The organism is Flavobacterium sp. 9R (assembly GCF_902506345.1).
GTDB lineage: Bacteria > Bacteroidota > Bacteroidia > Flavobacteriales > Flavobacteriaceae > Flavobacterium.
Genome location: NZ_LR733413.1, coordinates 2,239,416 through 2,251,860, shown reverse-complemented (window position 1 = coordinate 2,251,860; position 12,445 = coordinate 2,239,416). Strand labels below are relative to the sequence as shown.

Genomic DNA, 12,445 nt, shown 5'->3' with positions numbered 1-12,445 from the left:
AATTTATTTTAATTTCTATAATTACTAGACTTTTCAAAAGTCAAAGGGATTTTTTATTTTTCGATCAATTCATTCAAAAATGAAGTACCAATGAAGGTGAAATCTTTGAAATTATGTTGTGCTTCATGTAGAACAGTAGCATCACCGATTCCGACACTAGTCATATTGGCAATATTTGCAGCCTGAATTCCAGCAACAGAATCTTCAAAAACAATAGCGTCATTAGGTGAAGTATTTAATTGTTGCGCTGCAATCAAAAACACTTCTGGATCTGGTTTTGCGTTCGAAACATCATTACCATCAACTATGGCATCAAAGTAAGATAGAATGCCTGTTTTTTCTAAGATAGGTCTAGCGTTTTTACTTGCAGAACCTAGCGCGATAAGTTGTTCATTTGCTTTTAAATAGTCTAAGACAGGTACAACTCCCGGAAGAATTTCACTTTGATCCATATCTACAAGATAGGACAAGTATTCCTCATTTTTTTGAACTAACCATTGGTCTTTTTGTTCTTGAGAAGCTTCAACACTTCCAAGTTCTAGAATAATGTCTAATGAACGTACACGGCTAACTCCTTTTAATAGTTCATTGTGTTCATGCGTAAATTCGATATTTAGGCTGTCTGCAATTTTCTTCCAAGCCAAATAATGGTATTTTGCAGTGTCTACAATAACACCATCTAAATCGAAAATAAATCCTTTTTTCTTTTTCATTTTAAAATAATTTTATTGGTTAGTTGTTTTTTCTTTGATGAAAATAACACCCAAACCAGCAATCAACATTGAAGCACCAGCAATAACGATTATAGCCATTGGGAAACCGCCGAAAAGAGCGATTAAAGTACTTCCTAATAATCCAGCGGCAATCTGTGGCAAGGTAATAGTGGCATTGAATAAGCCCATGTAAACTCCCATTTTGTCAGCAGGTAACGAACCGGACAACATTGCGTAAGGCATAGCTAAAATAGCTGCCCAAGCAAATCCTACACCAATCATAGATAAGAGTAAGAGATTTTTATCTTCTATTAAAAACATTGATATTAATCCTAAACCACCCATCAATAATGAGAAAGAATAGGTTTTTTTACGACCAATAGATTTTGCAATAGATGGAATAAGTAGCGAATAAATAGCGGCAACTGCGCTGTAAAAAGCAAATAAAACTCCTGTCCAATCTCCAGCTTCATTAAATCCTATCGATTTAGCATCTAGTGCATCTGGTCCCCAAACTTGATTAGCAATGGCTCTTGTGGTATATACCCACATTAAAAACAAGGCAAACCAAGAAAAGAATTGTACGAATCCAAGTTGCCAAAAGATTTTTGGAGCAGTAGTTATTAATTTAATGATGCTTGTTTTTTCTTTTTTAACATCAGCGTCTAAATCAATTTTGTTGTAAAGTGCATGTTCTTTTGGTGCGTATTCCTTTGTTTTGAATACGGTCCATAGTACACTTAATAATAAGATTGCACCTCCAATATAAAAAGACCAAATTACTGAATCTGCTACCTTTTCTCCAGGTGCAGGAACATTTGCAATACCAGATTTAGTCAAAATCCATGGTAGTAATGATCCAAAAACGGCTCCAAAATTAATTAAAGCACTTTGTAGTGAGTAGCCTAAGTTGCGTTGATCATCATTGACCATATCTCCAACTAAAGCTCTAAAGGGTTGCATGGTCACATTAAAGGAAGTGTCCATTAACAACAACATTAATCCGCCAAAAAATAACGGTGGTAATAAATAGGCAAAATACTCAGCATTAGGCATAAAAAACATAGCAAGTGCCGATACTATTGCTCCAAAAAATATAAATGGGATTCTTCGTCCAAGTCTTGTCCAAGTTTTATCACTTGAAAGGCCAATAATAGGTTGTACAATTAATCCCGCAAGAGGTGCTGCTAACCAAAAGTATCCAATACTGTGGACATCTGCTCCTAAAGCTTCTAGAATTCTGCTGGTATTTCCGTTTTGTAGTGAATAACCAATTTGTACTCCTAAAAATCCAAAACTTAGATTCCAAATTTGCCAAAAACTTAATTTTGGTTTTTCTATATGATCCATATTATAAAGTTTAAATATTACAAACACTTATGTTTGTTGATGTCTAATGCTGTGTTGTACAAAAATATTCCAGTTATAAATCTAGATGATGAGAAAGAATTTTTGCTATTGCATTTCATTTTTAATGGATTGCTTAATTTTCAATAAAAGCTAAAAATCTATTTTTTACAGATTATAGCGCTGTTAAAAATTAAGAGTTGCCATTAGAATTAATACATATATCAAATGAATATTCTATAAACTCATTTAAGTAGATGTTCTTTCTTAATTTGTTAGAATCGTGAAAGTTACAAAAAAAATAAATTTGTTTTGCTTGTATAAGCAAGGTTTGGTTGATTATGGAAAGTACAGCGAACATTTTGTTATAAAAAAAACAAAAAGTTTGCGTAAGTAGAAAATAACAAAACTTTGCTTGATTTTCGAAGTAAAAAAAAAGTTTTGACTTGTGTAAATATAGAGAATTATTTACTTGAGGGTTTACTTCTCAAGTAAATAATTAGTACTCCAACGTTTTTTGTTGATAAATCATCAATTTAATCAGTGGATTCTCTTTCGATTAAATGGGTCTCAATGATTTCAGTTTTGTAGATTTCTTCATCGTTATCATCTTCTTCAGATTCTAATCTTTCAATAAGAATTTCTGCTGCCTTTTTGCCCATTTTAATACCACTTTGACTTACAGTAGTTATGGTTGGAGTGGAATATTTTGATATGATACCATCAGTAAATGCAATTATTGCAAGGTCTTTGGGTACATTCAAATTCATTTTGTGAGCTGTTTTTAGGATAGTAACAGCAAAAAGTTCATTAACGGCAAATACCGCATCAATTACTTTGTCAGCTAATAATTTGCTAATAGTAATTTCGCAGGTGTCTACATCTTCGATTTTGATGATAAGGTTTTCATCAAAAGCAATGTTGTTGTCTTGTAAAGCTTTGATGTAGCCATCGGTTCGTAGTTTACCTACACTTACATAATCTACTGTGGTTACTAGTGCAATTTTTTTTCTTCCTTGATTAATTAGGTATTCCACTGCTTCGTAGGCCGCTTTTTTGTCGTCAATGATTACTTTGTCACAGTGCACTTCATCAGTTATTCTGTCAAACATTACGACAGGCATTCCTTGATCAATTACTTCGGTAATGTGGTGAAAGTCTTTTTTGTATTGGGTTTCTTTAGATAAAGACATAATGAAGCCATCTGTGCTTCCATGTGCCAAAAGTTCCATATTCATTACTTCTTTATCAAACGAGTCATCCGATAAACAAATAATTACACTATATCCTTTTTCGTTGGCCACTTGTTCAATACCATTAATGACAGTAGAAAAGAAATAATGTACAATTTCTGGAATAATGATGCCAATTGTTTTGGTTCTTCTGTTTTTTAAGCTAAGGGCTATGTTGTTGGGTTTGTAATTATAGAACTTGGCAAAAGCTTGCACTTTAAGGCGTGTTTCTTCGCCAATCTCTAAGCTGTTACGTAGTGATTTTGAAACAGTTGAAATGGAGACATCTAGTTCCTTGGCAATTTGCTTTAATGTTACTTTTTTCTTCATTTTAGTTATTTGTAAAAAAAGAGTATCGTATTTGTTGCGATATTTTTTTTTGATTCTGGCAATTTTTAGTTAAAAATAATAAATATACCTCAAAGTTTTCAACACTATCACGTTTTCGTAAACTAAACTGATTTTTGTCATGTCAGCGATATTAATATTATGTTAATTTTGAAATTCGAAGTAAAACAAAAGCTTAACTAAAAACCAAAATTAAACATTAATTTAAACAAAAAGTATGAAAACAATTTATAAAAAGTTGTTATTTTTATTGCTACTCCTACCATTCAGTATTCTGGCTCAGAATACTGTTACGGGGTCTGTTGTTGAAAAAGCAACAGGACAACCAATACCAGGAGCCAATGTAAATATACAAGGAGCAGCAAACGGTGTTTCTACCGATTTTGATGGTAAATATAAATTATCCAATGTTAAAAAAGGGGATAAAATTGTATTTTCTTTCATAGGACTGAGAAGTCTTACTTTAACTTATGAGGGCCAAGCTGTATTGAACGCTTCTTTAGAAGAAGATGCAAACGAACTGAAAGAAGTTGTGGTGCAAGTAGGTTATGGTACTGTTAAAAAGAAAGATGCTACAGGTGCTGTAACTGTGCTTGGAGCAAAAGACTTTAACAAAGGACCAGTAACTTCTGCAGACCAAATGATTCAGGGTAAAGTAGCAGGTTTGCAAATTGTTAATGGTGGTGGTTCACCTGGTGAAGGGGCCACTATTAGAATTAGAAGTGGATCTTCTTTAAATGCTAATAATGATCCTTTGTATGTTATTGATGGAGTTCCAGTAGCAGCAGGAGGAATTAACGGTGGTAGAAATCCATTAACGACTATTAACCAGAATAACATTGAATCTATCACTGTTTTAAAAGATGCATCGGCAACCGCTATTTATGGTTCAAGAGCATCAAACGGGGTAATCATCATTACTACCAAAAAAGGTAAAGCAGGAGATTTACAAGTAAGCTATAATGGGAATTTTCAAGTTTCTGAAGTTACCAAAACAGTTGACGTGTTAACTGCAAATCAATTTAGAAATTTCGTTACTGCTAATGGTACTACAGAACAACAAGCTTTGTTAGGTGCTGCAAATACTGATTGGCAAAAAGAGATTTACAGAACGGCTTTAGGTACAGATCATAACATTGCTGTAAGTGGTGGTTCTGATAACATTACTTACAGAGCTTCTGTTGGATATGCTAATTTAGATGGAATCTTGTTAAGAGATAATCTACAAAGAACTACACTTTCTGCTACATTAGTTGGAGATTTCTTTGACAAACATTTAAAGGTACAAATCAATAGTAATACCTCTTATTTGAAAAACAATTATAGTAATAGAGGTGCAATTGGAGCTGCAATACAATTTGATCCTACGCAATCGATTAAGAATGCTGATGGAACATACTTTCAGTGGATGACAAATCCAACACAATTCAATCAATTGGCAGGTAGAAATCCATTGTCCTTAATCAATCAGCAAAATAATTATGGTTCTTCTTTTAGAAGTATTGGTAATATTCAATTTGATTACAAATTGCACTTTTTGCCAGAATTGAAAGCGGTTGCTAATTTTGGTATTGATGAATTGAGTGGTAGATCTTTCGGTAATACTAATTCGGATTATTTATTTGGTTTGCCTGGTTCAGGATTTAACAATACGTATGAAAATAATGGCACCAGAAACAACAAGTTGATGGATTTGTTTTTGAATTACAACAAGAAAATTGATGCCATCGATACACAACTAGATGTAACTGGTGGTTATACCTATCAAGATTTTAGAGATTTTAATGATGGTACTTCCTTTGTTTTTGAAAACAATCAAGTAAATCCAGGTGTTCCAAATGCAACAAGAGTTAATTTGCAATCATTTTTTGCTAGAGCTAATTTTACAATTGCTGACAAGTATTTAATTACAGCTTCATTTAGAAGAGATGGTACTTCAAGATTTACTGAAGAGAATCGTTGGGGTAACTTCCCAGCTGTAGCAGTGGCTTGGAAAATTAATGATGAGAATTTCTTAAAAGATGTGGAGAGCGTTTCTACTCTTAAATTAAGAGCGGGTTGGGGAGTTACTGGACAACAAGATATAGGGGTTCAATATCCATCAATTCCATTGTATTTGGTTTCAAATTCACAAGCTAAATATCAGTTTGGTAATATCTATTACAATACTTATAGACCACAACCATACAATAGTAATTTGAAATGGGAAGAAACTACAACAATAAATGCAGGTATCGATTTTGGATTCTTAAATAATAGAATCAAAGGTACTGTAGATGTGTATCAAAGAGATACTAAAGACTTGTTGTTGTTTACTGCTAATCCACCTTTCTTTGGATTTTCAAATGCTGATAATTATAACATTGGTACTATTAGAAATCAAGGTATCGAGATTTCTGGAGATGTAATTCCAGTTAAAACCGATGACTTAGAGTGGAGTATTGGAGGAAATATTACTTTCCAAAACTCTAAAATTACAGCCTTAACTACTGCTCAAGATAATACTCCAGGTATTAATGTTGGGGGTTATGCAGGAGGTACGGGAAATACGATTCAAAATCACCAAGTAGGATATGCACCTAACTCATTCTATGTTTTTGAGCAAGCTTATGGAGCAGATGGAAAACCTTTAGACGGGGTGTACATTGACAGAAATAAAGATGGAATCGTAAATGAACAAGACAAATACCGTTTCCACAAACCAGCAGCTGATGTATTCTACGGGTTTAACACGGCAGTTACTTATAAAAATTGGGATTTTGCGGCTGCTTTCAGAGGATCATGGGGTAATTTCAATTACAATAACGTAGATTCTAACAATGGTTCATTCCAAAATATTTTGATTAGAGATACGGATTTGTCAAACGGCGTTCAAAATATTTTAGAAACTGGATTTACAACTCAAGATACGAAACGATATGAGTCTGATTACTACATTCAAGACGCTTCTTTCTTGAGATTGGACAATGTTAGTATTGGATATACTTTCAATCAAAAACCAGATTCAAATTCTTTAGTAAAATTAACTTTTGCTGCTCAGAACGTATTCTTAATTACGGACTATAAAGGACTTGATCCAGAAATTTCTGGAGGTATTGACAATAATTTATACCCGAGACCAATAACTTTCACGTTAGGTTTAAACGTTAATTTCTAATGCAAATAACAAGAAAAATGAAAAAGACACACATTAAATTATTGGGTATTTCTTTGTTACTGTTGGTGATGTTATTCCCATCGTGTACCAATGATTTGGACCAAGCTCCAGAAAATACTGCTGCTGTTCCTGGAGATGAATTTTTTAAAGATCCAGCTTCCTATAAACAATTCTTAGCTAAATTGTATGCTGGTTTTGCTACTTCAGGTCAATCAGGGCCTGCTGGTTCTCCTGATATTTCAGGAATAGATGAAGGTGCTAGCCAATATATTAGAGGTTTTTGGATGATGCAAGAGCTTACCACAGATGAAGCAATTATTGCATGGAATGACGGAACAATCAAAGATTTTCACTATCAAACATGGACTTCTTTAGATACATTTATTGCTGCTACTTTTGCTCGTTTCTCTTTTCAGATTGTTAACTGTAATGAGTTTTTAAGACAAACGACAGATGAAAAGTTAAATGGAAAAGGACTAGATGCTCCAACTCTAGCAGAAATTAAAACCTACAGAGCTGAAGCACGTTTCTTAAGAGCGTTGACATACTGGCACTTAGTTGATACTTTTGGTGGTGGTTCAATTGTAACGGAAACATCTCCAAGTACATTCTATTATCCTGAATACGCTTCAAGAGCGGAGATTTATAAGTTCATCGATGAAGAGTTGACCGCTTTGACACCTGAGTTAAAAGCGCCAAAGACCAATGAATTGTATAGAGTTGATCAAGCTGCAGCTTGGATGTTGCAAGCTAAACTGTATATGAATGCAAAAGTGTATACTGGAACTGATAATTATGTAGGTGCATTACCACTAATTAATAAAGTAATTACTTCTGGGTATGCTATTCATAACAATTATAAAGATTTGTTCTTAGCTGATAACAATTCAAATGGAGCTCAAAATGAGTTTATATTTACAGTTGCTTTTGATGGTCTTAATACTCAAACTTATGGTGGAACAACATTCTTGGTTCACGCTCCAGTTGGTGGTGATATGAAAGCATCAGAATTTGGTATCAACGGAGGTTGGGCTGGTATTAGAACTACTTCTGCATTTGTTGATAAATTCCCTGCGGGTTCTACAGATGTACGTGGAAACTTCTTTACACAAGGTCAATCAAAAGAGATTAAAAATGTGGGAAGCTTTTCAGATGGTTATGCTATTCAAAAATTCAGAAATGTTACAAAAGCAGGTGTTCAAGGATCTGATAAATCAGGAAATTTTGCTGATACGGATTTCCCTATCTTTCGTTTAGCTGATGCTTATTTAATGTATGCCGAATGTGTTGCTAGAGGTGCAGGAGGTAATGTTGCTACTGCTGTAGGTTATGTTAATGCGCTAAGAACTCGTGCTCAAACAACAACTATTTCCGCAGGAGATCTTACTTTAGATTTTATCCTTGATGAAAGAGCAAAAGAATTACACTGGGAAGGACACCGTAGAACTGATTTAATTCGTTTCGGTAAATTTACGGGTGGTTCTTACTTATGGCCTTGGAAGGGTAATGTAGCTGGAGGCTCTCCAACACAATCTTTCAGAGATTTATTCCCTATTCCAGCAACAGCTTTAGTTGCTAATAACAAATTGAAACAAAACCCTGGATACTAATTAAAAAAAACCAATACAATGAAAAATATAAAAAGATCGTTAATTGCATTGTTTGCAATGTTAGCTATATCATGTAACGTTGAAGATGTACAAGATAGACCTGTAATTGAAGGAGTTGATTCTCCTGTGTTGACTGCTCCAACCTCAGGTGCAGCCTATGTTTTAAAACCTGAAAATGCTGCAGCTCAAGCTGAACGTTTTACATGGAAATCTGCTAACTTTTCTGGGGATGTTCAGATAACATACTCTGTAGAGATTGATAAAAAAGGGAATGAATTCAAAACTCCTCAAGTAATAGGATCTGTTGTTTCTGAAAATCAGGTTTCTGTGACTGTAGAGACTATGAATAAGGCTGCATTAGCATTGAAAGCAACTCCTTTTGCCCCTGCTGAATATGAAGCAAGAGTTAGTGCTGTTACTGGAAATATGGCTCCAATGTATTCTAATGTTATTGGACTTGTTTTAACTCCTTACACTACTGAAAATCCTAAGTTGTGGGTTCCAGGTGGGTATGCAGCTGCTTCAGGATATCCAAAAGATTGGGATCCTGCTTCTTCTCCACAATTATCTGCTTCAGGATTTGGAAAAGTTGATTTTGAGGGGTATGTTAATTTTGCTGGTGCTGGTGAATACAAATTCACAAGCTTCCCTGAGTGGAAAGGTGAATTTGGGGAAGGTGCTACTGCTGGAACTTTAGATCCAAAAGGTGCTAACTTGAAAATGACTGCTGCTGGATATTACAGAATAGAGGTTGATACAGAAAAATTAACATACAAAACTACAGCAACTTCTTGGGGAATTGTTGGTGATGCTACACCTGGTGCTTGGGATAATAGTACTGCTATGACTTATGATGCAGCTGCAAAAGTTTGGAAAATTACTGTAGACTTAGTTGGTGGTAAAGAAATGAAATTTAGAGCTAATAATAACTGGGATGTTAATATGGGTGATACAGGAGCTAATGGAAGTTTAGAATACGGTGGAGATAACATAAAAGTTGCTACAGCTGGAAACTATACAATTACTCTTGATTTGAGTTCTCCAAGAAACTACAAATACACTGTAACTAAAAACTAGTTTTTTGATACATACCAAGAAGGGTTGTCCTAAAGACAACCCTTTTTTCATTAATCTTTAATAGCCAAAAAGAATGAGAAAAATTTTACTTTTAGGATTCCTTTTGTTGGGTGGTATTGTTTTTGCACAGCAACAAACCGTTTCATATACTATCACTCCTGCCACTTTCGAAGAGACTACAGCAATTACTATCACTATCAATGGGTCAAGTATTAATGAAGCTACTTGGGGAGTTACAGGTAATGCTTTGTATATGTGGGCTTGGGCTTTTGATACCAATGATACTTCGCCTAAAGGAACACCATTAAACGGTTCTTGGACTGCTTCAGATGAAGCGGCTAGATTTACCTATAATGCTGGTTCAGATACCTATACCAAAACTATAACTCCTGCAACTTATTATAACGCAACGGGTATTGGTAAAATTGGATTTTTAGTTAAAGCTAAAGATGGAACTGGTGATAAAAAATCCCAAGATATTTTGGCTGAAGTTGGGTCTTTTCAAGTTACATTGAATACTCCTACTCAAAACAGTACGACAATTTTAGCCTCTGGAGGTAGTTTGAATATAACAGCAACAAATACCAATGGTGTTGCGAATTACAATTTGAAATCCAATGGAGCTTCTATCAATACTGCTTCAGCTACAGCTAGTTATGCTTTTAATCATACTAATATTACTGGAAATCAAAATTATGAATTAGAAGTAACACAAGGAACAACCACGATTGTTAAAAAGTTCACAGCTGTAGTGAGTCCAACAGTGGTTTCTGAAACGATTCCAGCAGGTTTAGTAGATGGAATCAACTATAATCCAAACGATGCTACTAAAGCTACTTTGGTATTGGATGCTCCATTAAAAGATTTTGTATATGTAGCAGGAAGTTTTAATAATTGGCAACCTACTGCAGCTTATGCAATGAAAAAAGATGCTACGGCCGGATCAACAAAATTCTGGTTAGCATTAACTGGACTTACTGCAGGAACCAATTATACCTACCAATATTGGGTGGTGGATCAAACCCCTTTGGCTGGTTCACCAAGTTTGGTAAAAGCTGCAGACCCTTATTCAACTTTGGTCTTGTCACCTTATGATGATGGTGGGATTCCAGCGGCTTCTTTTCCTAATTTACCAGCTTATCCTTCTGGACAAGAAAGAGAGGTTACTTGGTTTAAAACCGGACAAACACCCTATGCTTGGAGTCAAGCAACCTTAAATTTTGTGAAACCAGCTAAAGAAAAATTAGTAGTTTATGAAGTGTTGGTTCGTGACTTTGACGCCAGAAGAAATTACCAAGACTTAATCGATAAAATTGATTATTTCAAAAATTTAAAGGTCAATGCCATTCAATTAATGCCAGTAATGGAATTTGAAGGCAACGAAAGTTGGGGGTATAATACCTCTTTCCATATGGCTTTAGATAAATTCTATGGAACACCCGAGAAGTTAAAAGAGCTTATTGATTTGTATCATCAGAACGGAATTGCCGTAATTTTAGATGTGGCCTTAAATCATGCTTTTGGAAGAAATCCAATGGTTCGTATGTGGATGAATGATCCTGATGGCGATGGTTTTGGGTCACCAACTACAGAGAACCCATATTTTAATACCGTAGCTAAACACAGTTACAGTGTAGGAGAAGATTTTAACCATCAACAAGCTCGCACAAAGAACTATGTAAAGCGCGTGATCAAACAATGGGTTGATGAATTTAAAATTGATGGTTTCCGTTGGGATTTAACCAAAGGATTTACTCAAAATGCTGAAGGATCAGACTCGCAAACCAATGCTTATCAGCAAGATCGTGTTGATGTATTGAAAGAGTATGCAGATTATTCTTGGTCTTTAGATCCTACCCATTATGTGATTTTTGAACATTTAGGAACAGATACTGAGGAAAGACAATGGGCGGATTATCGCATCAATGATCCAATCAGTAAAGGAATTATGACTTGGGGTAAAATGACCGATGAGTACAATGAATTGACGATGGGTTGGCCTAACAAGAATATTGCAAGAATGTCTAGTAGTAGTAGAGGATTTGCTGGGCAACGCTTGATGGGTTACGCCGAAAGCCATGACGAAGAACGTTTGATGTACAAAAACTTACAATTCGGAAACAGTGCTGGAAGTTATAATGTTAAAAATTTGAGTACTGCCTTGTCAAGAATGTCGGCACTTGGTGCTGTTTCGCTTTTGGTTCCAGGACCAAAAATGATTTGGCATTTTGGAGAACTAGGTTGGGAGCAGTCTATATTCGCTTGTAATAATGGAGTTGTAAATACACCTTCTGATGCTACAGCTGGCGATTGTAAATTAGACACCAAACCACAGCCTCAATGGACAGGTAATTGGTTAGGTGCTTCAGATCGTGGTAAAATTTATAACGACTGGGCGAAAATGATTACCTTAAAAATCAATGAACCAGTGTTTTTGGGCAGTGTAACGATTTCTAGCACAAATAGTGTTACTCCAAATATTAAAATTACCAATGCTGCGCTAGCGAGTACTGAGCTAAAAGACGTGTTGATTGTTTCAAATTTTGGCGTGGTAGCCAATGCTGTAGCCACTGGTTTCCCATATACAGGTACTTGGTATGATTTGATGGATAATACGACCTTAAACGTTACCGATGTGAATCAAACCATTAATTTGCTACCTGGAGAGTATAGAATTTTAGGAAACAAAACGGCTACTTTGGCTATTGCCGATTTCGAAAAAGAAGCTACTATTAAATTGTATCCTAACCCTGCTTCAAATTATTTTACTTTAAGTGCAGAGACAACAAAAGTTGAAATATATTCTATAACGGGTCAAAAAGTTAAACAATTTGATTCAGTTAAGTCTATTGATCAACAATTTAGTATTAGTGATTTAAGTAAAGGTTTTTATTTAGTAAAAGCTTACAATGATAAAAACCAGACGCAAGTATTGAAAATGATTAAGGATTAAATCTAGTA

Annotated in this window: 7 protein-coding genes; 4 read left to right on the top strand and 3 right to left on the bottom strand. The window is 34.8% G+C overall.

From position 1 onward, the window contains the following. Nucleotides 1-53 precede the first annotated feature (53 nt). From pgmB to FLAVO9AF_RS10100, 3 genes are all read right to left on the bottom strand, one after another. Nucleotides 54-713 (bottom strand): beta-phosphoglucomutase, encoded by a 660-nt coding sequence (gene pgmB / locus FLAVO9AF_RS10110; protein WP_159687928.1) that lies wholly within the window; start codon nt 711-713, stop codon nt 54-56. A gap of 12 nt (nt 714-725) precedes the next feature. Next, on the bottom strand, nt 726-2,063 hold the full coding sequence (locus tag FLAVO9AF_RS10105; RefSeq protein ID WP_159687925.1) for an MFS transporter: 1,338 nt from the start codon (nt 2,061-2,063) through the stop codon (nt 726-728). 533 nt (nt 2,064-2,596) lie between these two features. Then, on the bottom strand, nt 2,597-3,622 hold the full coding sequence (locus tag FLAVO9AF_RS10100) for a LacI family DNA-binding transcriptional regulator (RefSeq protein WP_159687922.1): 1,026 nt from the start codon (nt 3,620-3,622) through the stop codon (nt 2,597-2,599). Between the two features lie 235 nt (nt 3,623-3,857). Between FLAVO9AF_RS10100 and FLAVO9AF_RS10095 the strand changes: the two genes are divergently transcribed. The 4 genes from FLAVO9AF_RS10095 to FLAVO9AF_RS10080 all read left to right on the top strand — a co-directional run bounded on the left by FLAVO9AF_RS10095 (nt 3,858) and on the right by FLAVO9AF_RS10080 (nt 12,437). Then, entirely contained in the window at nt 3,858-6,797 is a 2,940-nt protein-coding gene (locus tag FLAVO9AF_RS10095) for a TonB-dependent receptor (protein ID WP_159687919.1), read from the top strand. A gap of 17 nt (nt 6,798-6,814) precedes the next feature. Beyond that, a complete protein-coding gene (locus FLAVO9AF_RS10090) occupies nt 6,815-8,407 on the top strand; it encodes a RagB/SusD family nutrient uptake outer membrane protein (protein ID WP_159687917.1) in 1,593 nt (530 codons plus the stop codon). Between the two features lie 18 nt (nt 8,408-8,425). Then, nucleotides 8,426-9,484 carry a SusE domain-containing protein gene (locus FLAVO9AF_RS10085; RefSeq protein WP_159687914.1) on the top strand — a complete coding sequence of 353 codons (1,059 nt, stop codon included), beginning with the start codon at nt 8,426-8,428 and terminating at the stop codon, nt 9,482-9,484. Between the two features lie 73 nt (nt 9,485-9,557). Beyond that, nucleotides 9,558-12,437, top strand: a complete 2,880-nt coding sequence (locus FLAVO9AF_RS10080; protein ID WP_159687911.1) for an alpha-amylase family glycosyl hydrolase — start codon at nt 9,558-9,560, stop codon at nt 12,435-12,437. Nucleotides 12,438-12,445: the final 8 nt, after the last annotated feature.